The organism is Streptantibioticus rubrisoli (genome assembly GCF_024436055.1).
Lineage (GTDB): Bacteria > Actinomycetota > Actinomycetes > Streptomycetales > Streptomycetaceae > Streptantibioticus_A > Streptantibioticus_A rubrisoli.
Map to the genome: position 1 here is coordinate 65917 of NZ_JANFNH010000024.1, position 24634 is coordinate 90550.

The 24634-nt window shown below is 70.4% G+C and carries 20 protein-coding genes and 2 pseudogenes; 4 read left to right on the forward strand and 18 right to left on the reverse strand.

Annotation, left to right across the window (positions count from 1 at the left end):
- Window positions 1-138: 138 nt before the first annotated feature.
- Both hisS and NON19_RS19890 read right to left on the reverse strand, forming a co-directional pair.
- Window positions 139-1407 (reverse strand): histidine--tRNA ligase, encoded by a 1269-nt coding sequence (gene hisS, locus NON19_RS19885; protein WP_255929930.1) that lies wholly within the window; start codon window positions 1405-1407, stop codon window positions 139-141.
- Window positions 1408-1418: 11 nt separating this feature from the next.
- Window positions 1419-2129 carry an MBL fold metallo-hydrolase gene (locus NON19_RS19890; protein WP_255929931.1) on the reverse strand — a complete coding sequence of 237 codons (711 nt, stop codon included), beginning with the start codon at window positions 2127-2129 and terminating at the stop codon, window positions 1419-1421.
- 182 nt (window positions 2130-2311) lie between these two features.
- Between NON19_RS19890 and NON19_RS19895 the strand changes: the two genes are divergently transcribed.
- Together NON19_RS19895 and NON19_RS19900 are read left to right on the forward strand one after the other, a co-directional pair.
- The gene (locus NON19_RS19895; RefSeq protein WP_255929932.1) at window positions 2312-3136 is read left to right on the forward strand and encodes a peptidylprolyl isomerase; all 825 of its coding nucleotides are present in this window, start codon (window positions 2312-2314) and stop codon (window positions 3134-3136) included.
- Between the two features lie 262 nt (window positions 3137-3398).
- Window positions 3399-4628 carry a DUF349 domain-containing protein gene (locus NON19_RS19900; protein WP_255929933.1) on the forward strand — a complete coding sequence of 410 codons (1230 nt, stop codon included), beginning with the start codon at window positions 3399-3401 and terminating at the stop codon, window positions 4626-4628.
- Between the two features lie 123 nt (window positions 4629-4751).
- On the opposite strand, the gene NON19_RS19905 is transcribed toward NON19_RS19900, so the two are convergent.
- The 16 genes and pseudogenes from NON19_RS19905 to pgsA all read right to left on the reverse strand — a co-directional run bounded on the left by NON19_RS19905 (window position 4752) and on the right by pgsA (window position 20313).
- Complete coding sequence (locus NON19_RS19905) at window positions 4752-7214, reverse strand: RelA/SpoT family protein (protein WP_255929934.1); 2463 nt, start codon at window positions 7212-7214, stop codon at window positions 4752-4754.
- Between the two features lie 156 nt (window positions 7215-7370).
- Window positions 7371-7931, reverse strand: coding sequence for an adenine phosphoribosyltransferase (locus tag NON19_RS19910; protein ID WP_255929935.1), 561 nt, complete (start codon window positions 7929-7931; stop codon window positions 7371-7373).
- 16 nt (window positions 7932-7947) lie between these two features.
- Window positions 7948-9075: a protein translocase subunit SecF gene (gene secF / locus NON19_RS19915; protein WP_255929936.1), complete on the reverse strand. Its 1128-nt coding sequence runs from the start codon at window positions 9073-9075 to the stop codon at window positions 7948-7950.
- Window positions 9075-10832, reverse strand: a complete 1758-nt coding sequence (gene secD / locus NON19_RS19920; RefSeq protein ID WP_255929937.1) for a protein translocase subunit SecD — start codon at window positions 10830-10832, stop codon at window positions 9075-9077. The genes secF and secD overlap by 1 nt, the downstream gene beginning before the upstream one ends.
- A 127-nt stretch (window positions 10833-10959) precedes the next feature.
- Complete coding sequence (gene yajC, locus NON19_RS19925; protein WP_255929938.1) at window positions 10960-11457, reverse strand: preprotein translocase subunit YajC; 498 nt, start codon at window positions 11455-11457, stop codon at window positions 10960-10962.
- Between the two features lie 177 nt (window positions 11458-11634).
- Window positions 11635-12699 (reverse strand): Holliday junction branch migration DNA helicase RuvB, encoded by a 1065-nt coding sequence (gene ruvB / locus NON19_RS19930; protein WP_255929939.1) that lies wholly within the window; start codon window positions 12697-12699, stop codon window positions 11635-11637.
- A 196-nt stretch (window positions 12700-12895) separates the two neighbouring features.
- On the reverse strand, window positions 12896-13510 hold the full coding sequence (ruvA, locus tag NON19_RS19935) for a Holliday junction branch migration protein RuvA (protein ID WP_255929940.1): 615 nt from the start codon (window positions 13508-13510) through the stop codon (window positions 12896-12898).
- A complete protein-coding gene (gene ruvC / locus NON19_RS19940) occupies window positions 13507-14043 on the reverse strand; it encodes a crossover junction endodeoxyribonuclease RuvC (RefSeq protein ID WP_255929942.1) in 537 nt (178 codons plus the stop codon). Before ruvC ends, ruvA begins: the two co-directional genes overlap by 4 nt.
- A 113-nt stretch (window positions 14044-14156) precedes the next feature.
- Window positions 14157-14909 carry a YebC/PmpR family DNA-binding transcriptional regulator gene (locus NON19_RS19945; protein ID WP_255929944.1) on the reverse strand — a complete coding sequence of 251 codons (753 nt, stop codon included), beginning with the start codon at window positions 14907-14909 and terminating at the stop codon, window positions 14157-14159.
- A gap of 74 nt (window positions 14910-14983) precedes the next feature.
- On the reverse strand, window positions 14984-15580 hold the full coding sequence (pdxT, locus tag NON19_RS19950) for a pyridoxal 5'-phosphate synthase glutaminase subunit PdxT (RefSeq protein ID WP_255929946.1): 597 nt from the start codon (window positions 15578-15580) through the stop codon (window positions 14984-14986).
- Window positions 15581-15664: 84 nt separating this feature from the next.
- Window positions 15665-16579 carry a pyridoxal 5'-phosphate synthase lyase subunit PdxS gene (pdxS, locus tag NON19_RS19955; RefSeq protein WP_303654021.1) on the reverse strand — a complete coding sequence of 305 codons (915 nt, stop codon included), beginning with the start codon at window positions 16577-16579 and terminating at the stop codon, window positions 15665-15667.
- Window positions 16580-16789: 210 nt separating this feature from the next.
- Window positions 16790-17338 (reverse strand): LemA family protein, encoded by a 549-nt coding sequence (locus NON19_RS19960; protein ID WP_255929948.1) that lies wholly within the window; start codon window positions 17336-17338, stop codon window positions 16790-16792.
- A 64-nt stretch (window positions 17339-17402) separates the two neighbouring features.
- A pseudogene (locus NON19_RS33440) lies at window positions 17403-18008 on the reverse strand (glycosyltransferase family 4 protein); the annotation flags it as partial.
- A gap of 156 nt (window positions 18009-18164) precedes the next feature.
- A pseudogene (locus NON19_RS33445) lies at window positions 18165-18719 on the reverse strand (glycosyltransferase family 4 protein); the annotation flags it as partial.
- On the reverse strand, window positions 18716-19654 hold the full coding sequence (locus NON19_RS19970) for a phosphatidylinositol mannoside acyltransferase (protein ID WP_255929950.1): 939 nt from the start codon (window positions 19652-19654) through the stop codon (window positions 18716-18718). The gene NON19_RS19970 and the pseudogene NON19_RS33445, both read right to left, overlap by 4 nt.
- Window positions 19651-20313 (reverse strand): phosphatidylinositol phosphate synthase, encoded by a 663-nt coding sequence (pgsA, locus tag NON19_RS19975; RefSeq protein ID WP_255929951.1) that lies wholly within the window; start codon window positions 20311-20313, stop codon window positions 19651-19653. The genes NON19_RS19970 and pgsA overlap by 4 nt, the downstream gene beginning before the upstream one ends.
- 288 nt (window positions 20314-20601) lie before the next feature.
- Between pgsA and NON19_RS19980 the strand changes: the two genes are divergently transcribed.
- Window positions 20602-22800, forward strand: coding sequence for an elongation factor G-like protein EF-G2 (locus tag NON19_RS19980; protein WP_255929952.1), 2199 nt, complete (start codon window positions 20602-20604; stop codon window positions 22798-22800).
- A 228-nt stretch (window positions 22801-23028) separates the two neighbouring features.
- A complete protein-coding gene (locus NON19_RS19985) occupies window positions 23029-24615 on the forward strand; it encodes an AbeC-like domain-containing protein (RefSeq protein ID WP_255929960.1) in 1587 nt (528 codons plus the stop codon).
- Window positions 24616-24634: the final 19 nt, after the last annotated feature.

A 24634-nucleotide genomic window follows, 5' to 3' on the forward strand; every position in this document is an offset into this window, starting at 1 on the left:
TGCCTCATTGTGCCCCAGGGTGTACCCCGGCGGAGCGTAACCGTCGAGTGACGTCGGGCGGCCCCGGCTTGACGGGCGGGGGACCGGACGGCGCATATCCGGTCCCCCTTGTCGCTACGTACGGACTCGAACCCCGGTTCAGCTCCGGCCGAGCCGCTCGCGGACCGCGGCCACCAGCCCGTCCAGCGGCACCGCGGTCTGCTCGCCACTGGCCAGGTCCTTCAGCTGCACGGCGCCCTCGGCGAGGTCGCGCTCACCGGCGACCACCGCGAACCGGGCGCCGGACCGGTTGGCCGACTTCATCGCGTTCTTCAGGCCCTTGCCGCCGTACGCGAAGTCCGTCGCCACGCCCTGCCGACGCAGTTCGGTGACGAGCGAGAACAGTGCCCGCCGCGCCTCCTCGCCCAGCGGCACCGCGAACACCTCGGTGTGTGCGGGCAGTTCGAGCTCGACGCCCTCGGCCTTCAGCGCCAGTACGGTGCGGTCCACGCCCAGCGCCCAGCCCACCGACGGCAGCGCCGGGCCGCCGATCATCTCGGACAGGCCGTCGTAGCGGCCGCCACCGCCGACCGCGGACTGCGAGCCGAGGCCGTCGTGCACGAACTCGAAGGTGGTCCTGGTGTAGTAGTCCAGGCCGCGCACCAGCTTGGGGTCGTCCTCGAACGCCACGCCCGCGGCGGTCAGCAGCTCGCGCACCTGCTCGTGGTACGCCTTGCACGCCTCGCACAGGTGGTCGCGCATCATCGGGGCGCCGGTCAACTGCTTCTGCACCGACTCGCGCTTGTCGTCCAGCACCCGCAGCGGGTTGATCTCCACCCGGCGCCGGGTGTCCTCGTCCAGGTCGAGACCGCGCAGGAACTCCTGGAGCGCGGCGCGGTAGACCGGGCGGCACTCCTTGTCGCCCAGCGAGTTGAGCAGCAGGCGGAAGTTGCGCAGGCCCAGCGAGCGGTAGGCGTCATTGGCCAGGATGATCAACTCGGCGTCGAGCGCCGGGTCCTCGGCGCCCAGCGCCTCCGCCCCGACCTGCGAGAAGTGCCGGTAACGGCCCTTCTGCGGGCGCTCGTAGCGGTAGTACGAACCGGAGTACCACAGCTTGACCGGCAGGTTGCCGAGCTTGTGCAGGTTGGCCTCCAGCGCGGCGCGCAGCACGGAGGCGGTGCCCTCGGGGCGCAGCGCCAGCTCGTCGCCGCCCTTGGTGGTGAGGGTGTACATCTCCTTGGTCACGATGTCGGTGGACTCGCCCACACCGCGGGAGAAGAGTTCCACCGACTCGAAGCCGGGGGTCTCGATGTAGCCGTACCCGGCGCGCTTGAGCGGCGCGGAGATCGCCTCGCGTACCGCGAGGAACACGGAGGAGTCCGGCGGGATCAGGTCGTACGTGCCCTTGGGGGCGGTAAAGGTACTCAACGGAAGAGTCGTCACAATCCTCGTCGCGGAGCCGTGGTGTCGGCTCCGAGGCCACGGGCCACCTCGCGTAGGTACGGGTTGGTGGCGCGTTCGCGGCCGATGGTGGTCTGGGGGCCGTGGCCGGACAGCACCACGGTCGAGTCGTCGAGCGGCAGGCACACCCGGGCCAGCGACTCAAGGATCTCGGCGTGCGAGCCGCCGGGCAGGTCGGTGCGTCCGATGGAGCCGGCGAACAGCAGGTCACCCGAGAACAGCACCGGCGGGATGTCCGCCGTCTCGGGCAGCCGGAAGGTCACTGACCCCCTGGTATGGCCGGGAGCGTGCGCGACGGTCAGCTCCAGTCCGGCCAGGGACAGCGCCGAGCCGTCGGTCAGCTCCCGTACGTCGTCGGGCTCCCCCACCGTCAGCTCGCCCATCAGCTGCTGGCCGATGGACATGCCCAGCGCCTTCTCCGGGTCGCTCATCATGTAGCGGTCCTCGGGGTGGATCCAGGCGGGCACGCCATGGGCGCCGCACACCGGAACGACGGAGGCGACGTGGTCGAGATGGCCGTGGGTGAGGACGACGGCCACCGGCTTGAGCCGGTGCTTGGCGATGGTCTCCTCAACGCCCGGGGCCGCTTCATGGCCCGGGTCGATGATCACGCACTCCTCACCGGCGGCGGGGGCGACCAGATAGCAGTTGGTCCCCCAGGCCCCGGCGGGGAACCCGGCAATGAGCACGATCGTCCTTCTGTCGTCCGCGTCGGTCTACGCAGCAGGTTTCTGCAGACGACGAGCCTACCGGCGGCGGTACGGCACAAGCGAACCCGTATCGTCGCGGGTCTCGTACGGGTCCCGTATCGTCACCGCAGCAGACCGAAGCGGCAACGGCTAGCGCCACGGCAAACCCGGGAGAAGCAGAAGTGGTCAGCAAGGATCAGCGGCGGCGCCAACTCGCCCGCGAGAAGTACCTGCGCCAGCAGCAGCGCCGCACCCAGCAGCGCAGCAGGGCGCGCAAGCGCAACGCGGCGATCGCCGGTGTGGTCGCCGTCGTCGTGGCGGCGGGCGCCGCGGCCTGGGCCTCCACCGGACTGGGCGGCGACAAGAAGACCACCGCCGACGCGGCCAGCACCGCGTCCGCGACGCCCACCAGCAAGGCGCCTGACCCGTGCGCCAAGCCCGCCGCGGGCTCCCCCGGCACCAAGCAGTGGAAGTCCGAGCCATCGATGTCCATCGATAGCCACGCCACGTACACCATGGACCTCGGCACCACCTGCGGTGACATCAAGCTGAAGCTGGACGCGGCGGGCGCCCCGCACACCGTGAACTCCTTCAAGTTCCTGGCCGACCAGGGCTACTTCGACCACACCAGGTGCCACCGGCTGACCACCAGCAACATCTATGTGCTGCAGTGCGGCGACCCCACGGGCTCCGGCCAGGGCGGCCCCGGCTACACGCTGCCGGACGAGAACCTCAAGGACCCCGCGATCGCCAAGGGCACCTACCCGGCGGGCACCGTCGCCATGGCGAACACCGGCCAGCCGCACACCGGCGGCAGCCAGTTCTTCCTGGTCTACAAGGACAGCCCGCTGCCCGCCTCGTACACCCCGTTCGGCAGCATTGACGCCGACGGCATGAAGGTGCTGCAGAAGATCGCCGGCGCGGGCGAGGACGATTCCAACAACCCGGGCGACGGCAAGCCCAACGCCACCGTGGTGATCAACAAGGCGACCGTCACGCAGTCGTGAATTCCGGTCGTGCGGGATGCGGACAGCCGGGGCGCGGTTCGCCTATGTTGGCGTTGTACAAGGTGACGGTCGGTCTTCGGAGCGGCCGGGGACCGCACAGCGGGCGCCTGCGCCGACGGCAGCCGCCCCCGTGGAAACCGGATGCGGTCGCACGCACCATCAGCAGCACGTCGGAGCGGCCAGGGCGAGGTCCGGCCGGAGGAAACTGTGGACGATGCCCGAGCACCGCTGGACGGGCCGGGCATCACGTGGAGGAGGCGCTGTGAGCAGCGACCCATGGGGACGCGTCGACGAGACGGGGACCGTGTACGTGCGGACGGCCGACGGTGAGCGGGTTGTCGGTTCGTGGCAGGCGGGCTCTCCCGACGAGGCGCTGGCCTATTTCAAGCGCAAGTACGACGGGCTCGTCGTCGAAATCGGCCTCCTCGAACGCCGGGTGCGTACCACCGACCTGTCCACCAAGGACGCCATGACCGCGATCGAGCACCTGCGGGCCACGGTGGACGAGGGGCACGCGGTCGGCGATCTGGACGCGCTCAGCAAGCGTCTGGACGCCCTGGTGGAGCTGGTCGAGGCGCGCCGTGAGGAGCGCAAGGCGGCCAAGGCCAAGGCGGCGGACGAGGCGCGGACCGCCAAGGAGAACCTGGTCGCGGAGGCGGAGCAGCTGGCCACCAGCGAACAGTGGCGCAACGCCGGTGAGCGGCTGCGCGCGCTGGTGGACACCTGGAAGAGCCTGCCGCGGCTGGACCGCAAGACCGACGACGAGCTGTGGCACCGGTTCAGTCACGCCCGTTCCGTCTTCTCCAAGCGCCGCAAGGCGCACTTCGCCTCGCTCGACGCGCAGCGCGAGGAGGCCCGGCAGCTCAAGGAGAAGCTGGTCCAGGAGGCGGAGGCGCTGTCCGACTCCACCGACTGGGGTCCCACGGCTGCCCGCTACCGCGAGCTGATGGCGGAGTGGAAGGCCGCGGGCCGGGCGCAGCGGGAGGCTGAGGACGAGCTGTGGAACCGCTTCCGCGGCGCGCAGGACGTCTTCTTCGCCGCCCGGGCCGAGGTGTTCGCCGAGCGCGACTCCGAGCAGCGCGAAAACCTCGCGCTGAAGGAGGAGTTGGCGATCGAGGCGGAGAAGCTGCTGCCGGTGACGGACCTGAAGGCGGCGCGGGCCGCCTTCAGGTCGATCAACGAGCGGTGGGAGGCCATCGGCCATGTGCCGCGGGAGGCCCGCCCGAAGATCGAGGCCCGGATGCACGCGGTGGAACGTGCCATTCAGGATGCCGAGGAGGCGGAGTGGCGTCGCACCAACCCGGAGGCGCGGGCACGCGCGGAAGGTCTCACCGGTCAACTCCAGGCCGCGGTCGACAAGTTGAAGCAGCAGATTGACGCTGCGCGGGCAGCGGGTAACGCGGCCAAGGCCGACAAGCTCGCCAAGGAGTTGGAGGGCCGCCAGGCACTCCTGGACCAGGCCCTCAAGGGCCTTCAGGAGTTCGGCGGCTAGTGCGCGTCCGCGCGTCCGCGCTGACGCGCGTCGTCCTCAAACGCCGGACGGGCTTGTTTATAAAGCCCGTCCGGCGTTTGAGGACAAAGGGGGCCTGGGGGCGAAGCCCCCAGTTGAAAGGAACTACCGCGCCCGCCCCGACGTGACCCGGTACACGTCGTAGACGCCCTCCACACCCCGTACCGCCTTCAGGACATGCCCGAGGTGCTTGGGATCGCCCATCTCGAAGGTGAAGCGGGAGGTCGCGACCCGGTCGCGCGAGGTCTGAACAGCCGCCGACAGGATGTTGACATGCTGGTCGGACAGCACGCGCGTCACATCCGAGAGCAACCGCGACCGGTCCAACGCCTCGACCTGGATGGCCACCAGGAAGACCGACGACTGGGTCGGCGCCCACTCGACCTCGATGATCCGTTCGGGCTGCTGGGACAGCGAGTCCACGTTGACGCAGTCCGCCCGGTGCACCGAGACCCCATTGCCCCGGGTGACGAAGCCGATGATGGGATCGCCCGGCACCGGCGTACAGCACCGGGACAGCTTCACCCACACGTCCCGCTCGCCCTTGACGATGACACCGGGGTCGGCGGCGGTCCGCCGCTTGGCGCGGCTACGGGACGGCGTGGTGACCTCGGCAATGTCCTCGGTCGCCCCCTCCTCGCCACCGAGCGCCTCAACAAGCTTGTGCACCACGGACTGCGCGGTGATGTGCCCCTCGCCGATCGCCGCGTACAGCGCCGATATGTCGGGGTAGCGCATCTCGTGTGCCAGGGTGACCAGCGAGTCACCGGTGAGCACCCGCTGGATCGGCAGGTTCTGCTTGCGCATCGCCCGGGCGATGGCTTCCTTGCCCTGCTCGATGGCCTCCTCGCGGCGCTCCTTGGAGAACCAGGCACGGATCTTGTTGCGGGCGCGCGGCGACTTGACGAAGCCCAGCCAGTCCCGGGACGGCGCGGCGCCCGGCGCCTTGGAGGTGAAGACCTCGACCAGGTCGCCGTTGTCCAGCGTCGACTCCAACGGCACCAGGCGGCCGTTGACCCGGGCCCCGATGGTGCGGTGGCCCACCTCGGTGTGCACCGCGTAGGCGAAGTCCACCGGGGTGGCACCGGCGGGCAGCGCTATGACATCGCCCTTGGGGGTGAAGACGAAGACCTCGTTGCGGGACAGGTCGAAGCGCAGCGACTCCAGGAACTCGCCCGGGTCCTCGGTCTCCTTCTGCCAGTCGAGCAACTGCCGCAGCCAGGCCATGTCGTTGACGGCGTCGTCCGACTTGGCCGCCTTGGGGCTGTCGGTGCGCACCTTGGAGGCACCGGCGACCGCCTCCTGCTTGTACTTCCAGTGCGCGGCGATGCCGTACTCGGCGCGGCGGTGCATGTCGAAGGTGCGGATCTGGATCTCGACCGGCTTGCCGCTGGGCCCGATGACCGTCGTGTGCAACGACTGGTACATGTTGAACTTGGGCATCGCGATGTAGTCCTTGAACCGCCCGGGAACCGGGTTCCACCGCGCGTGGATGGTGCCCAGTGCCGCGTAGCAGTCGCGGACGGTGTCGACGAGGACGCGGATGCCCACCAGGTCGTAGATCTCGGCGAAGTCCCGGCCCCGCACGATCATCTTCTGGTAGACGCTGTAGTAGTGCTTCGGGCGGCCGGTGACGGTGGCCTTGATCCGGGCGGCGCGCAGGTCCTGCTGCACCTGGTCGGTGACGACCGCCAGGTACTCGTCGCGCTTGGGGGCGCGCTCGGCGACCAGCCGGACGATCTCGTCGTACATCTTGGGGTAGAGGATCGCGAAGGCGAGGTCCTCCAGCTCCCACTTGATGGTGTTCATGCCCAGCCGGTGCGCCAGCGGGGCGTAGATCTCCAGCGTCTCGCGGGCCTTCTTCTCCTGCTTCTCCCGCTTGAGGTAGCGCATGGTGCGCATGTTGTGCAGCCGGTCGGCGAGCTTGATGACCAGCACGCGCGGGTCCTTGGCCATGGCGACGACCATCTTGCGCACCGTCTCGGCCTGCGCGGCCTCGCCGAACTTGACCTTGTCCAGCTTGGTGACGCCGTCCACCAGCAGCGCGACCTGCTCGCCGAAGTCCCGGCGCAGCGTGTCCAGGCCGTACTCGGTGTCCTCGACGGTGTCGTGCAGCAGTCCGGCCATCAGCGTCGCCGGGTCCATGCCCAGCTCGGCGAGGATGGTGGTGACGGCGAGCGGGTGGGTGATGTACGGGTCGCCGCTCTTGCGCTTCTGGCCGCGGTGCCAGCGCTCGGCGACCTGGTAGGCCCGCTCGATCTGCCGCAGCCCGGAGGAGTCGATCTTCGGATCGTTGCTGCGCACGATCCGCAGCAGCGGTTCCAGCACCGGGTTGTACGGGCTGGAGCGCTGTACGCCCAGTCGTGCGAGCCGGGCCCGTACCCGGTTGGAGGAGCCGCCGGAGCGCGCCGGTGCCGTGCCCGGGGCGGGCTTGGCGGTCCGAGCGCCGCTGACGTCGGGCGACTTCCGGGCAAGCGTGCCGTCCGCGGCCTTCCCGGAGGAGGTCGGCGCGGACCGCGGCGTGTCGTTTCCGCCCCTGGCGGTGAGCGGCTGGGCCTCGTCTGGCAAGGGCACTCCTCAAGCGGGTCCGGCCCCGATACGGGTCGGACTCCCATGGTATCGGTGTGTCGGCCATGACCGCGTGCGACGGCTGCCCGCAGCGCCCCCACACGCGTGGAGGCGGGCTACCGCGATCGGGAACCCGCCTCCACCGCGCGGCTGGCGTCAGACGACGACGAGCGCCTCCAGGGGCGCCCCCGCCAGGGCCGGGGCGAGTCGGGTGCGGCCGGCCAGGAAGCCGAGTTCCATCAGCACCGCCACGCCCGCCACCTCGGCGCCCGCGCGCCGGACCAGGTCCAGCGAGGCCTCGGCGGTGCCGCCGGTGGCCAGCACGTCATCGATGACGAGGACCCGGTCACCCGGTGCGAAGGCGTCCGAGTGGACCTCGATCTCCGCGGTGCCGTACTCCAGCTCGTACCCCTGCCGCAGCGTGCTGCCGGGCAGCTTGCCCGCCTTGCGTACGGGGACGAAGCCGATCTGCGCCTTGGCCGCCGCGGGGGCGGCGAGTATGAAGCCGCGGGCTTCCAGGCCGACGACCTTGTCGGCCTCAAGGCGTACGCACAGCGACGCCAGGGCGTCGGTCAGTGCGCCGAACGCGGCCGGGTCGGCGAGCAGCGGCGTGATGTCCTTGAACATCACGCCCGGCTTCGGGTAGTCCGGCACGTCGCGGATCCGGCTGAGCAGCAGTTCGCGCAGGCTGGATGAGGCGGTGTCCGCCGTGGTCACTGGTGCTTCTCCTCGCTCAGCGGCGCTTGCCGGACGGGCGGCCACGGCCGCGGGAGCGTGCGGTGGGCTGGCGGCGCTGACCGCCGACGGTGGCCGTGGCGGCCGCCTCGACCGGCTCGTCGTCCTCGCCGTCCCCGGGCACCGCGTCCTGCGGCTCCTCGCCCTTGGCCTCGGCCGCGGCGCGCTTGGCCTTGACCCGCTTGGCGAGCGCCCGCATCTCCGGGGTGCGCTCCTTGAGGGAGGCGACCAGCGGGGTGGCGATGAAGATCGAGGAGTAGGCACCGGCCGCCAGACCGACGAACAGCGCCAGCGCGATGTCGTTGAGCATGCCCGCGCCGAGCAGCCCGCCGCCGACGAACAGCAGCGCGGCGACCGGCAGCAGGGCGACCACGGTGGTGTTGATGGAGCGCACCAGGGTCTGGTTGAGGCTGCGGTTGGCCAACTCGCTGTAGTTGAAGCGGGTTTGGCTGGTGATGCCCTTGGTGGTCTCCTTCAGACCGTCGAAGACCACCACGGTGTCGTAGAGCGAGTAACCGAGGATGGTCAGCAGACCGATGACCGTACCCGGGGTGACCTCGAAGCCGACGATCGCGTACACGCCGATGGTGATCGTCAGGTCGTGGATCAGGGCGACCAGTGCGGAGATCGCCATCCGCCACTCGAAGGCGACGGCGAGGTAGAGCACCACCAGCACCATGAAGATGACCAGGCCCAGTTCGGCCTTCTGGGAGATCTCCTGCCCCCAGCTCGGGCCGACCACCTGCGGGGAGATGGAGTTGGGGTCGACGTTCAGTTCCTTGGCGAGGCCCTGCTTGACCGTGCCCGCGGTGGCGCTGTCGATGCCGCTGACCTGGATCCGAAGGCCGCCGGTGCCGAGCGACTGGGCGATGACGTCGTGGTGTCCGGGAATGACGCTCTGGGTCTTGGCCTGCGCGTCGGCGGTGGACACCGAGGTCTTGGGCGTGGTGAAGACCGCGCCGCCGGAGAACTCGATGCCCTTGTTCAGGCCGTTGACCGCGAGGCCGATGATCGCCACCAGGGTGATGACGATGGAGACGCCGTACCAGAGCTTGCGCTTGCCGACGAAGTCGTAGGAGACCTCGCCCCGGTGCAGACGGTGACCGAGATTGCCGAGCCGGGACATCAGGCCTCCTTGGCTTCGGGGCGGGCGGTGCGACGGCCGCGGCGCAGCGGTGCCTGGACGCCCAGGCTCTTCGGGTTCAGCCCGGACCAGGGGTGGCCCTGCGCGTAGAACCTGCGGCGCGCCAGGATCGTCATCAGCGGCTTGGTGAACAGGTAGACCACGACCACGTCGAGCAGGGTGGTCAGGCCCAGGGTGAAGGCGAAGCCCTGCACCTTGCCGACCGAGCAGACGAACAGCACGGCGGCGGCGAGGAACGACACGAAGTCGGACACCAGGATGGTGCGCCGAGCCCGCGGCCAGGCCCGCTGGACCGCCGGGGCGAGGCTGCGGCCGCCGCGCAGTTCGTCACGGATCCGCTCGAAGTAGACGATGAACGAGTCCGCCGTGATGCCGATCGCGACGATGGCACCGCAGACCGCGGGCAGGTTCAGCGCGAAGCCGATCGCCGGGCCGAGCAGCGTCATGATCGTGTAGGTGAGCGCGGCGGAGACCACCAGGCTGACCACGGCGACGAAGCTCAGGCCGCGGTAGTACGCCAGCAGGTAGAGGACCACCAGCGCCAGGCCGAACGCACCGGCGATCAGTCCGCCGTGCAGCTGCTCACTGCCGAGCGCCGGGGAGACGGTGGTGACGTCCGAGGTGGAGAAGGACAGCGGCAGCGCGCCGTACGACAGCACGTTGGCCAGGTCCTCGGAGGACTGCTGGGTGAAGTTGCCGTAGATCTGGGCCGATCCGCCGGTGATCGGCTGGGAGACCGAGGGCGCCGAGACGACCTGGTTGTCCAGCACGATGGCGAACTGGTTGTTCGGCGGCTGCTGCTTGGCGAGCTGGCCGGTGACGTCGGCGAACTTCTTGCCGCCCGCGGAGCTGAACTCCAGCGTGACGATCCAGCCCTCGCCGGACTGGGTGTCGTAGACCGACTTGGCGCCGGTGACCTGCTTACCGTCGACCTGGGAGGGGCCGAGGATGTACTTGGTCTTGCCGTCCTGGCTGCACGCGACGGTGGTGTCGGTCGGCTTGGCGCCGAGCCCGGCGTTCGCCATCTGCGTGGGGTTGGAGCAGTCCAGCGCATTGAACTGCTTCTGCACCTGCGGCGGCACGTTGGCGGCGGGGGTGGGCGGCGGCGTGGCGGCCGTCGACGGGCTGGCCGAGGGGGTGGCCGACGCGGCCGCCTTGGGGCTGCTGGACGCGGCCGCCTTCAGGGCGTCGGTGACCGCCCGGCCCTGGGTGGTGGAGCTGGGCGACGGGGAGGCGGACTTGGCTCCGGCGCCGTTGTGGGCCGCGCTCGACGGGGCGGACGACGGCTTGCCGGAGGGAGTCGGCGAGGGCTTGTTGCCGCCCGGGGTGTTGTTGGCCTCCGTGATCACCGTGCGGAAGAACAACTGCGCGGTGGTGCCGACCTGCTTCACCGCCTGGTCGGTGTTGGTGCCCCGGGGGATGTCGACGATGATGTTGCGATCGCCCTGGGTCTGCACCTCGGCCTCTGAGACACCCAGACCGTTGACCCGCTTGTTGATGATGTTGACCGCGGTGTCCATGTTGGCCTTGTTGATCGCGTTGGCCTGGCCCGGGGTGTTCTTCGCGGTCAGCGTGATCTCGGTGCCACCGGCCAGGTCGATGCCCAGCCGCGGCTTGGTGTGCCCGGAGGCGAACATGGCGCCGGTGAGCGCGACCAGGGCCACCAGGATCACGGCCAGCGCGCGGCCGGGGTACCCGTGGGCCCCCGGCGACCTGCGCCCCTTCTTGGGTGCTGCCACCTTCTCGTTTCTCCCTGTCCAACCGTTTCCGCGTCGGCATCGGCGTCGCGGAACGGCCACGAAAGTAGTGAGGACGTACCGGACGTACTGGACGCAGGGCCTTCAGCCTAGGCCCCGGACCCGCGACTTACTTGCCGCTGTCCTTGGTGTCCTTGGCCGTGTCGGCGTCGCGCACGGTGTCCTTGGTGTGCTCGGCGTCCGTGCCCTCGCCGTCGGTGGCAGCGGCCTTGTCCAGGCTGACGGCGTCCTCGTCCTGGGACTCGGCGGCGGCCGCGGGCTCGTCGGTGGACTCGACGACCGGGGTGCCGTCAACGCCGGGGTGCTCGTCGAAGGTCAGCGGAACGTCGTTGTTGACGAGGCTGTCGTACTCCTCGTCGCTCAGCACCGCGCCGACGGCGTTCTTGGCGTACAGCGAGTGGACACCCGGCGCGACCTCCAGCAGGACGGTCGTGTCCCGGACCTCCTTGACACGGGCGATCATGCCGCCGATGGTCCGCACGCCCGAGCCGGGCTGCATCTGGTTGCGCATCTCGGCGGCCTGGCGCTGCTTGTTCTTGGCCGAGCGGGTCATGAGCAGCATGACGCCGATGATCAGGATGAAGGGGAGAAGCGTGGCGATGTTCACGGCCTGGGGGATTTCCTTCGCGCGGCCACGTGGGTGCGGCCTGGTCTACGGGATGGGGGTGTGCGGATGCCGTCCCGGAGGGGAGGGCATCGGCGGAGTCTAGGCGAACCCGCCGCACCTTGGGAACAACGACCAGCATTACACGCAGGTTCCGAAAGCGGCGAGTCCCCCGCGCGGTCACTGGCCGAACAACCCCTGCTGGCCGGGCGGATTCGCCTGCTGCGGCGGCACCAGCCCCAGGTGGGCCCAGGCGGCGGGAGTAGCGATCCGGCCACGTGGCGTACGCGCCAGCAGCCCCTCGCGCACCAGAAATGGCTCAGCCACCTCCTCCACCGTCTCCCTCTCCTCCCCCACCGCGACCGCCAGTGTCGACAGCCCCACCGGCCCGCCGCCGAACAGCCGCAACAGGGCGTCCAGCACCGCGCGGTCCAACCGGTCGAGGCCGCGCAGGTCCACCTCGTACACGTCGAGCGCCTGCGCCGCGATCTCGCGGGTGATCACGCCGTCCGCCTTGACCTGGGCGTAGTCGCGGACCCGGCGCAACAGGCGGTTGGCGATCCGGGGCGTGCCACGGGAGCGTCCGGCGATCTCGGCGGCTCCGTCGGGGTCGATGCTCACGTCGAGCAGGTCGGCGGAGCGGCGCACCACCCGCTCCAGTTCGGCGGGCGCGTAGAACTCCATGTGGCCGGTGAAGCCGAACCGGTCGCGCAGCGGCGGCGGCAGCAGCCCCGCCCTGGTGGTGGCGCCGACCAGGGTGAACGGCGGCAGCTCCAGCGGGATGGCGGTGGCACCGGGGCCCTTGCCGACGACCACGTCGACCCGGAAGTCCTCCATCGCCATGTAGAGCATCTCCTCGGCGGGCCGGGACATCCGGTGGATCTCGTCGAGGAAGAGCACCTCGCCCTCGGTGAGCGAGGAGAGGATCGCCGCCAGGTCGCCCGCATGCTGGATGGCGGGGCCCGAGGTGATCCGGATCGGGGCGCCCATCTCGGCGGCGATGATCATCGACAGGGTGGTCTTGCCGAGACCCGGCGCGCCGGAGAGCAGTACGTGGTCGGCGGTGCCGCCGCGCTGGCGGGCCGCCTTGAGCACCAGGTCGAGCTGTTCGCGGACCCGCTCCTGACCGATGAACTCGCCGAGGTCCTTCGGCCGCAGGGCGGCCTCGACGGCTCGCTCCTCTCCGTCGGCGGCTGCGGCGACCAGCCGCTGGTCGGTCTCGGGTACCGGGTCGTCCCAGGTCATGGGTGGATCTGTCCTTCGTCGGGGCGGACTTGATGCGGTTCGGCGAGCCAAGCGGGTCGGGCCGAGTCCGCTGCGGTGCGGCAGCGCCCTACAGGGGCGCGGGGCTGTGTTCATGTGCGGCTCCGCCGCGTGGGCGCGACCAGCCGCAGTGGCGCTGCGGACGATCGACGGCACCGCCGCACTCCCAGCGGAGCGTTCAGCGGGCGCGGCCCAGGGTCTTCAGGGCGGAACGCAGCAGCGCCGACACGTTGGGTGTGCCGCCGTCGGCCTCCGCCTCGGGTGCGACGGCGGCGACGGCCTCGTCGGCCTGGCGGGGCTGGTAGCCCAACCCGACCAGGGCGGCGTGGAGTTGGTCCCGCCACGGTGGGGGCGCGGTGGCGGCGGGGGTGGGGGTGGTGCCGGTGCCGAGGGGGGCGCCGAGGCGGTCCTTGAGCTCCAGCAGCAGCCGTTGGGCGCCCTTCTTGCCGATGCCGGGGACGGCGGTGAGCGCCTTCTCGTCGTCCCTGGCGACGGCGAGGCGCAGGGCGTCGGGCGAGTGGACGGCGAGCATGGCCTGGGCGAGCCGGGGGCCAACTCCGCTTGCCGTCTGCAGGAGTTCGAAGACCTGGCGCTCGTCGTCGTCGGCGAAGCCGTAGAGGGTGAGCGAGTCCTCCCGCACCACCAGCGAGGTGGCGAGTCTCGCCCGCTCCCCCACCCGCAGTGCGGCCAGGGTGCCGGGCGTGCACTGCACGGACATCCCCACACCGCCGACCTCCACCACCGCGGTGTCCGGCGACAGGGCCGCTACCGGCCCACTGACAAAGGCGATCATGCGGTTCCTCTCGGAGTGCGGAGCCGCTGGGCGGCGACGGCCTGGCGCAGCCGGTCGCTGGCCGTGCCGCGCCAGATATGGCAGATGGCCAGCGCCAGCGCGTCCGCGGCGTCGGCGGGCTTGGGCGGTGCGTCAAGCCGTAGCAGCCGGGTCACCATGGCGCCGACCTGGGCCTTCTCGGCCCGGCCGCTGCCGGTGACGGCGGCTTTGACCTCGCTGGGGGTGTGCAGTGCGACGGGCAGGCCGCGACGCGAGGCGCACAGCAGGGCGACGGCGCTGGCCTGCGCGGTGCCCATCACGGTGCGCACGTTGTGCTGGCTGAACACCCGCTCCACCGCCACGAACTGCGGCCGGTGTTCGTCGAGCCAGGACTCTATGCCGCGTTCGATCAGCACCAGGCGCTCGCCGATGTCCGCGTCCGCCGGGGTGCGGACCACGCCGACTCCCGCCATGCGCAGTGGTTTTCCGGGGGCGCCGTCCACCACGCCGATGCCGCAGCGGGTCAGTCCCGGGTCCACGCCGAGCACACGCACCGCGCCCCTCCCTTCACGCAGTCGATCAGCTGTTCCTCGGAGGCTATCGGGTGCCACTGACAACGACGGGGGGCCGGTGGGGGTGTTCTCCCACCGGCCCCCCGTCAGGGGTCTCAGGCCTCGATCTTCTCGATGATCTCGTCCGGGACGTCGAAGTTGGCGAAGACGTTCTGCACGTCGTCACTGTCCTCCAGCGCGTCGACCAGCTTGAAGATCTTGCGCGCGCCCTCCTCGTCCAGCTCGACCTGCATGGTGGGAAGGAAGTTGGCGTCGGCGGAGTCGTAGTCGATGCCCTGCTGCTGGAGAGCGGTGCGCACCGCGACCAGGTCGGTGGCCTCGCTGATCACCTCGAAGGACTCGCCCAGGTCGTTGACCTCCTCGGCTCCCGCGTCGAGCACGGCGCCGAGCACGTCGTCCTCGGTCAGCCCGTTCTTCGGGACGATCACCACGCCCTTGCGGTTGAACAGGTAGGACACCGAGCCCGGGTCGGCCATCGAGCCGCCGTTGCGGGTCATTGCGACGCGTACCTCGGAGGCGGCGCGGTTGCGGTTGTCGGTGAGGCACTCGATGAGCACGGCGACACCGTTCGGGCCGTAGCCCTCGTACATGATGGTCTGGTAGTCGGCACCGCCGGCTTCCAGGCCCGCACCGCGCTTGATCGCGCTGTCGATGTTCTTGTTCGGGACCGAGCTCTTCTTTGCCTTCTGCACGGCGTCGTAGAGCGTCGGGTTGCCGTCCAGGTCGGCGCCGCCCATCCGGGCCGCGACCTCGATGTTCTTGATCAGCTTCGCGAAGAGTTTGCCGCGCTTGGCATCAATCACGGCCTTCTTGTGCTTCGTCGTAGCCCATTTAGAGTGGCCGGACATCCGCCTGTCTCCTTCACGTCACCAAACTACTAACGAACACTTGTGATCCTACCGGGATCACGCGGTCCGTCTTTTCACCCCGACTGCCGTACCAGGCCCGCGAAAAAGGCGTGCACCCGGTGGTCGCCGGTCAGTTCGGGGTGGAAGGAGGTGGCCAGCAGGTTGCCCTGGCGCACCGCGACGATCGTCTCGTCCGGCAGCGTCGCGAGCACCTCGACCCCGGCGCCCACCGACTCGACCCAGGGGGCGCGGATGAAGACGCCCTCGCAGGGCCCGCCATCGATGCCCGCGATCTCCACGGCCGCCTCGAAGGACTCGTTCTGGCGGCCGAAGGCGTTGCGGCGCACGGTCATGTCGATGCCCCCGACGGTCTCCTGGTCGTCCCGGCCGTCGAGGATCTTGTCGGCGAGCATGATCATGCCCGCGCAGGAGCCGTAGGCGGGCATTCCACCGCGTATCCGGGCGCGCAGCGGTTCCAGCAGGCCGAAGGCGATGGCCAGGTTCGACATGGTGGTGGACTCGCCGCCCGGGATCACCAGGCCGTGCACCGCGTCGAGTTCCTCGGGGCGGCGCACCGGGCAGGTCTGGACACCGGCGGCCTCCAGCGCGGCGGTGTGCTCACGCACATCGCCCTGGAGGGCGAGCACTCCGACGGTGGGGGTACTGGGCACAACGGGACCTTTCGGAACGTTTCTCGGCCTGATGCGGCCGGGTCACCGCGCGGTGACCCGGCCCTCGGTGGGTCAACTGGCCGGTTACCAGCCGCGGTTGGCGTAGCGCTCGGTCTCCGGGAGGGTGTCGCAGTTGATGCCGACCATGGCCTCGCCCAGGCCGCGGGAGACATCGGCGATCACCTTCGGGTCGTCGTAGAAGGTGGTGGCCTTCACGATCGCGGCGGCGCGCTGGGCCGGGTCGCCGGACTTGAAGATGCCGGAGCCGACGAAGACGCCTTCCGCGCCGAGCTGCATCATCAGCGCGGCGTCCGCCGGGGTGGCCACGCCGCCCGCGCTGAACAGCACGACGGGCAGCTTGCCGAGCTCGGCGACCTCCTTGACCAGCTCGTACGGGGCGCGCAGCTCCTTGGCGGCGGCGTACAGCTCGTGGTTGTCCAGGCCGCGCAGCCGGGCGATGTCGCCCTTGATCTGCCGCAGGTGGCGCACCGCCTCGACCACGTTGCCGGTGCCCGCCTCGCCCTTGGAGCGGATCATGGCCGCGCCCTCGGAGATCCGGCGCAGCGCCTCGCCCAGGTTGGTCGCACCGCACACGAAGGGCGTGGTGAAGGACCACTTGTCGCTGTGGTTGACCTCGTCGGCGGGGGTGAGGACCTCGGACTCGTCGATGTAGTCCACGCCCAGCGCCTGCAGCACCTGGGCCTCGACGAAGTGGCCGATCCGGGACTTGGCCATGACCGGGATCGACACCGCGTTGATGATGCCCTCGATCATGTCGGGGTCGGACATGCGGGCCACGCCGCCGTCCTTGCGGATGTCGGCGGGCACCCGCTCAAGCGCCATGACCGCGACGGCACCGGCGTCCTCGGCGATCTTGGCCTGCTCCGGGGTGACCACATCCATGATCACACCGCCCTTGAGCTGCTCGGCCATGCCGCGCTTGACGCGCGCGGTGCCGGTCTCGGGGCTGGCAGTGGTGCTGGCGGGCGTGGTGGACAAGATTGACCTCACTCGTTGAGATACGTGTGCGATAGGCCCATCGTAGGACCGCGCGGATCGGTCCTGGACCTGCCCTCAGGTCCACTTCGGCCGGTCCGCCGCTACGGAACTGACAAAACCCGAGGTACCGCCGTGAGAACAAGGGCCAATCGCCACCCGGTGGCCCGTTTTCCACCGCTGCGCGGGCGACGGTTGGCCTGGGACCGGCGGTCAGCGGCTCACTCCCTCCGCGGTCAGGGCCTGCGGCGGCTCGTCGTCCATCTCGAAGGCCAGCGGGAACGGGGCGTGCCCGGCCAGCCGGAACCAGCGGACCGCGCGCTGCCTGCGCAGTGCGCGCGCCGCGCGCACCGCGTCGTTGTGGAACCGCCGGGCCATGGGGGTGCGGCGCACCGCCGCGGTCAGTTCGCCCACCGCCTCCGGGCCGCCCGGTGCCTCGCGCACCGCCTGTACGGTGTCGGGCTCGGCGAAGACCGCGCGCAGCGTCTGGCTCAGCTCGCTCTCGGCGACCTCGCGCTGCTCGTCCTCCGCCTGCCGGGCCGCGTGCGCGGTCTGGTACAGGACGATCGAGGCGGCCGGATCGAGGATGCCCGACGTCGCCAACTCCTGCGCCACGGAAGCGCGGCGCAGGAGTTGTGCGTCCAGCGCGGCGCGCGCGGCGTCGATCCGGGCGTGCAGGCGGTCCAACCGGCCGGCGGTCCAACTGAGGTAGATGCCCAGCAGGATGATTGCGGCCGCGATCCAGATCAGGGTGAACGTCACGGGCTGCAAGCCTACGGGTTCCGCGCGGGTGGGTGGGAAAGTCAGCGCGAACCCCCGCGGAGCGTCAGTCGCGAGCCAAGCCCAACCGCGCCCGAAGTCCCGTCCGTTCGTCCGGCGCCACCGACGCGGCGCCGTCCGTCACCATCTCGTAGACCGACAGGATCTCCGCCCCGACCGTCGACCAGTCGAACCGCCGCACGTGCCTGCTGCCCAACTCCCGTAGCTCGGCGAGCCGTTCACGGTCGCCGAGCAACCGCACCGCCGAGGCGGCCAGCGCATCCGCGTCCTCGACGGGGAACAGCTCGCCCGCCGCTCCCCCGTCCAGCACCTGCCGGAATGCGTCCAGATCACTGGCCAGCACCGGCGCACCCGCCGACATCGCCTCGACCAGGATGATGCCGAAGCTCTCGCCGCCGGTGTTCGGTGCCACGTACAGGTCCACGCTGCGCAGCATCCGGGCCTTGTCCTCGTCGCTGACCATGCCGAGGAACTCCACGCGGTCGCGCATGGATTCGGGCAGTGCGTCGACCGCCTCCTCCTCGTCGCCGCGCCCGGCGACCAGCAACCTGGTCTTCGGCCGGGCCTGAAGGATCTTCGGCAGCGCCCGCATCAACGTGGGAAGCCCCTTGCGCGGCTCATCGATCCGCCCGATGAAGCCAATCGTTTCTCCCTCCCGTCGCCCACCACCACCCTCAACGGAGGCCCTGCGGGCCGCTGCGCTGTCCTCCCGTCGCCCACCACCACCCTCAACGGAGGCCCTGCGGGCCGCTGCGCTGTCCTCCCGTCGCCCACCACCGCCCTCGAAGGAGCTACGCGCCCCTTCCCCTTGCCATTCCGGCTTGGGCTCGGCCTTCGCGAAGAAGTCGACGTCGACGCCGTTGGGGATCACCACGGCATCACCGCCGAGGTGCTCGACGAGCGTGCGCCGCGCGTACTCGCTCACCGCGATCCGCGCGGAGATCTTCTCCAGCGCCGGTTGCAGGATCGGGTAGGCGGCGATCATCGCCCGCGAGCGGGGGTTGGAGGTGTGGAACGTCGCCACGATCGGCCCCTGCGCCGCCCAGCAGGACAGCAGGCCCAGCGAGGGCGAGGCTGGCTCGTGGATGTGGATCACGTCGAACGCGCCGTCGTGCAGCCAGCGCCGCACCCGCGCGGCGGACAGGAAGCCGAAGTTGAGCCGGGCCACCGAGCCGTTGTACGGCACCGGCACCGCCCGCCCGGCGGAGACGACGTATCCGGGCAACGGGGTGTCGTCGTCGGCCGGGGCGAGCACCGAGACCTGGTGGCCGAGACCGATCAGGTGCTCGGCGAGATCACGGATGTGGAACTGCACGCCGCCGGGGACATCCCAGGAGTACGGGCAGACGATCCCGATCCTCAAGACTTCTCCGTTCCGGAGCCGTCGGACCGCCGCGCGGCGGTGTCAGGGCGCGGTTCCAGGTCCGCGAGCCACAGCCGCTGCAGCATGTGCCAGTGCTCCGGGTGCTCGGCGATACCCGAGGCGAAGGCGTCGGCCATCCGCTGGGTCATCGCCCTGGCCTTCTCGCTCCGGGTCCCGTCCTGCGGCACCTCGATCGCCGCATGCACCTGCCCGCGCATGACCGCCGACTCGTCGTACCAGAGGGTGACCGGCAGTAGCGGTGCGCCGGTCTGTACCGACAGCATCGCAGGTCCGGCGGGCATCCGGGCGGTATCTCCGAAGAACGAGACCTCGATTCCGGAGGCCGACAGATCGCGGTCGGCGACCAGGCAGACCAGGCCCCCGCCGCGCAGCCGCCGGGCCAGGGTGCCGAACGCGGCGCCGCCGGTGTGCGGCAGCACCTCCATGCCCAGGCCCTCGCGATAGGCGACGAACCGGTCGTAGAGCGTCTCGGGCTTGAGCCGCTCGGCGACGGTGGTGAACGGTACGCCGAGCTTGGTGGTCACCCAGGCGCCCGCCAGGTCGTAGTTGCCCATGTGCGGCAGGGCGAGGATCACGCCGTTGCCCGCCGCGAGGGCCTCTTCGAGCAGATGGACGTCCTTGGGCTCGAAACCGTCCCTGATGCGCTGCTTGCTCCACGCCGGAAGCCGGAAGGACTCCATCCAGTACCGCAGGTAGGAGCGCATACCGGCGCGGGACAGTTCGGCCAGCCGCTCGGGGGTGGCATCCGGCACCACCCGCGCGAGGTTGGCCTCCAGGCGCAGCACGCCCTTGCCGCGCCTGCGCCAGGTCAGATCGGCTATGCGCCTGCCCAGCGCGTCCGCCGCGGGCTCCGGCAGCCGTTTGACCGCGGTCCACCCGGCGCCGTATAGCGCGTCGGTGAGCTTTTCCTTCACGCCGTGCTCTCCTCCCCCTCGCGGGCCGCGGCGTCGGCCTCGGCGGCCTCGCGGCGCACGGTCACCACCCGCTGCACCATGGTCACCAGGCTGCCCGCGGCCACGATCCACAGCGCGATCGGCAGCAGCACCTGGATGCCCGGCACGCCGAACTCGTGCAGCCCGGAGAAGCCGCAGGCCACCAGCGAGATCACCAGTCGCTCCGCGCGCTCCACCAGCCCGTTGACGTTCACCGGCAGCCCGATGGCCTCGCCGCGCGCCTTGGTGTACGACACGATCTGGCCGCTGGCCAGGCAGAAGATGCTCACCGCGGACAGCACCAGGCTGTGCCCGCCACCGGCGTACCACAGCGCGAGCCCACCGAAGATCGCCGCGTCCGCCACCCGGTCCAGCGTGGAGTCCAGGAACGCCCCCCACCGGCTGGAGCGGCCCAGTTGCCGGGCCATGTTGCCGTCGACCAGGTCGGAGAAGACGAACAGGGTGATGACGACGGTGCCCCAGAAGAACTCGCCCCTGGGATAGAAGGCCAGCGCACCCGCGACCACGCCCCCCGTACCGACGAGGGTGACCGCGTCCGGACTGACGCCCAGACGCAGCAGCAGTGCGGCGAACGGTGTGAGGACACGCGTGAAGAAAGCACGCGCGTACTTGTTCAGCATGGCCTTCCCGACAAGTCAGTGGTACCGGCATGGCCCTTTCGGCCCCGGCGGCCCCATCGTAGCCAGGCGCCGAGTGCGGCCGGTCACAGGCACCCGTCCGCTACGGGCGGGGGTACGACGTATGGACGCAAACCAAAGGGCGTGGGAAGGTCGAAGGACCGCGGGCGCCACGCAGCCGCCTGATCAGTCCCGTGGCCTTCGCGTTCGCGCCTGCAGGGATGCCACCCCTGCCCTCATGAGCCGCGGGTTTGGCGAGGGCGGTCACCACGCAGTGACTGGAGGCAAGCGATGGGCGACAGGCGAGACGCACATGCTGGAGCCGCCGGAGGCGCACCGGCGGCCGACCGGCCCGAAGGATTGCGGAACGTGGTGCTGGTCGGCCACAGCGGAGCGGGCAAGACGACGCTGGCGGAGGCGCTGGCGCTGGCCGGTGGGGCGATGAACCGGTGCGGCCGGGTCGAGGAGGGCACGACGGTCTCCGACTTCGACGAGATCGAGCACCGGCAGCAGCGTTCCGTGCAGTTGTCCCTGGTCCCGGTGGCCTGGGGCAACCTCAAGATCAATCTGTTGGACACCCCCGGATACGCTGATTTCGTCGGGGAGTTGAGGGCCGGTCTGCGCGCCGCGGACGCGGCCCTCTTCGTCGTCTCGGCCGCCGACGGCGTGGACGGCGCCACCCGGATGGTGTGGGAGGAGTGCGCGGCGGTCGGCATGCCGCGCGCGGTGGTGGTGACCCACCTGGACAACGCGCGCGCCGACTTCGACGAGCTGACCGCCATCTGCCAGCGGGTCTTCGGCGGTGACGATCCGGACGCGGTGCTGCCGCTGTACCTGCCGCTGTACGGCGAGGAGACCGCCGACGGCCACACTCCGGTCGCGGGCCTGATCGGGCTGCTGTCGCAGCGGATCTACGACTACTCCTCGGGCGAACGCGTCGAGCGCGACCCGGACCCCGAGCACCTGCCCCTAATCGCCCAGGCGCGCAACCGGCTCATCGAGGGGATCATCGCCGAGAGCGAGGACGAGACCCTGATGGACCGCTACCTCGGCGGCGAGGAGATCGACTTCAAGACCCTCATCGAGGACCTGGAGCGGGCCGTGGCCCGCGGCACCTTCCACCCGGTGCTGGCCGCCGCCCCACCGGCCGAGGGCGCCCGGCAGGGCCTGGGCACCCTGGAGCTGCTGGAGCTGATCACCGGCGGCTTCCCGACCCCGACGGAGCGGGAGGCGCCCGCGGTGACCACCCCGCAGGGCGCGCCGCGGCCGCCGCTGACCTGCGACCCGGACGGGCCGCTGGTCGCCGAGGTGGTCAAGACCTCCTCCGACCCCTATGTGGGCAGGCTCAGCCTGGTCCGGGTCTTCTCCGGGACGCTGCGGCCCGATGAGACGGTGCACGTCTCCGGGCACGGTCTGGCGGACCGCGGGCACGAGGACCACGACGTGGACGAGCGGGTGGGCGCGCTGTCCTCGCCGTTCGGCAAGGTCCAGCGCCCGGTGCCCAGGGCGGTCGCGGGCGATCTGGTGTGCGTGGCGAAGCTGAACCGCGCGGAGACCGGCGACACCCTGTCCGCCAAGGATGACCCGCTGCTGATGGAGCCGTGGGTGATGCCGGATCCCCTGCTGCCGGTGGCGATCGAGGCGCACAGCAAGGCCGACGAGGACAAGCTGTCGCAGGGCCTGGCCCGGCTGGTCGCCGAGGATCCGACGATGCGCCTGGAGCAGAACCAGGACACCCACCAGGTGGTGCTGTGGTGCCTGGGCGAGGCCCATGTCGACGTGGCGCTGGAACGGCTGCGCGGCCGGTACGGGGTGCAGGTGGACGCGGTGCCGTACAAGGTGTCGCTGCGCGAGACGTTCGGCGGGAAGGCGGCCGGGCGCGGTCGGCACGTCAAACAGTCCGGCGGGCACGGGCAGTTCGCGATCTGCGAGATCGAGGTGGAGCCGCTGCCGGTGGGCTCGGGCATCGAGTTCGTGGACAAGGTGGTCGGCGGCGCGGTGCCCCGGCAGTTCATCCCTTCGGTGGAAAAGGGTGTCCGCGCGCAGGCCGCCAAGGGCGTGGCCGCCGGTTACCCGGTGGTGGACATCCGGGTCACCCTGCTCGACGGCAAGGCGCACTCGGTGGACTCCTCGGACGCCGCCTTCCAGACCGCGGGCGCGCTGGCGCTGCGCGAGGCCGCCAAGGAGGCCCGTATCCATCTGCTGGAGCCGGTCTCCGAGGTGCAGGTGCTGGTCTCCGACGAGTACGTGGGACCGGTGATGAGCGACCTCGCCGGACGCAGGGGCCGGGTGCTGGGCACCGAACCGGCGGGCGCCGGGCGGACGTTGGTGCGCGCGGAGGTACCGGAGATCGAGATCGGGCGGTACGCGATCGACCTGCGGTCGATCTCGCACGGAACCGGCCGGTTCAACCGCTCGTACGCCCGGCATGAGCCGATGCCGCCACAACTGGCCGCCAAGATCCAGGAGGAGCAGGAGCAGAGCAGGTAACTCCCGTACCACGCACCCCGGAAGACGTCTTCCGCGACGCGACACTGACGGGTTGGTCACCGTCCGGATACGCTGTGCTCGTAGATCGGACGGTGTGCCAATCCGATTCGCCATGACGGTAGTTGGCGGCCCGCCCCGGGCCGCCGGGTGAGGGATTTGGGGGCGGAAGTGTCTTTCTCCGGCGTGGAGTTCGACTTCAGCCCGGGCGCTCAGGTGCCGCTCACCGGCATGGGTGGGGAGACCGCCGCCACTCAGGCGCTGTCCTCCGCCGCGTACCGGGACGGGCCGGTCGAGGACCTGGTGAAGATCAACCCCGAAGCGGGAGTCACAAAACCGAAGTTGTCCCTCTTCGAGCCGAATCTGGGTGAGGCGTTCGCCCGTGCCGTACAGGTGCGGATGCTGGGCGGCGCGCGCAAGGAGACCGTGCAGTCGTTCGGCATGGACCCGCAGACCGTCGTGGTGCACTGCCTGGCGGCCAACCGGATCCGGCAGCAGCGCGACGTCCGGTTGACCGTGGTGATGGGTGTGTGCGGGCTGCTGTTCCTGCCCGGTGTGCTGATCTGGCTCGGCGCGTTCCAACTGCGGCGTACCCTCACCAAGTTGGCGGGCCGGGTCAGCTCGCTGGGCGGCCTGGTGCTCGCGGTGGTGGTGGCGCTGGCCGCGCTGCTGCTGTGGCGGCCGCCGGTGACCGGGTTCTTCGGGCTGTACATGCGGACCATGCTGCTGGTGCCGGTGCTCGGCTGGTACATCGCCAAGCGGATCTGCGAGAAGACCGCGGTGGACCTGCGGGAGCGCTGGGCGTCGCTGCTCGGCGGCGGCGGGGTCGGCGCCAGGATCCCGGAGGCGGTGCCGCAGCACCCCAACCAGACCAAGGCCGAGTCGATGCGGCAGTCGCTGGTGGCGCTGGCCACCGAACAGGCCAGCAACGTGGTCTTCTACGCGGGTCCCAAGGGCATCTTGGGCATGGGGTCGCGGTGGGGCGTGTGGCAGTTGGCGGAGGAGCTCGAGCCGCGGCCCGGCACCGACATCCACCCGTTCCGCAGCTGGGACGTGATCAAGGCCATCCAGGACCGGCTGCGCGATCTGGAACGCGGTCCACTGCACACCGGCGGCTTCCCGAAGCCGACCATACGGCACTGGATCGTGGCACCGGTCGGCGAGGGTGCCAAGGAGGTCAGCCGACCCACCGGCGCCGAGGTCGAGGGCTTCACCGTCAAGGACTTCGAGATACAACGGATCTGCAACGAGCAGCAGTTCGGCAGCGGCAACCGGCACTACCTCGGTGTGCAGTTCGTGCTGTGGGACGGGCAGTTGGTGATCAACCTGCTGATAACGGTGACCGTGCTGCACTACACCCTGCGGATCGAGGTGACCGGGCACGCGCTCGGGCCGGTGAACTCGCTTTTCATGGGCGGGCCTTCACCGAAGACCAAGGAAGTCTCCAAGACCGTCAAGTTCTGGGAGACCAAGACCGTGCACCTGCCTTTGGTGGACGCCGGTGAGGTGGTACGGCTCGCGGCGCGCGCGCCGTTCACCTGGTTCCCGCCGATCCTGGACTTCCTCGGCGGCCAGCTGACCTTGCCCGAACCTTTCGGGCTGCGGCACGCGTGGGCGGACAAGCCGTGGAAGCACCGGTTCATGGCGGACGACGCGTTGCGCGCGGCAACTCCGGTGCTGCGCGCGGTCAACGCGGCGGCGATTTCCGTTCTGCAGGAGAACGGGGTGGACACGGAGAAGTTCACCAACCGCTCGCTGGTACTCAGCGGGCAGGTCCAGGCAGCGGAACCGAAGGCTGCGGACGTGTACAACGCGTGATTTTCCCACCCCCCCGCCC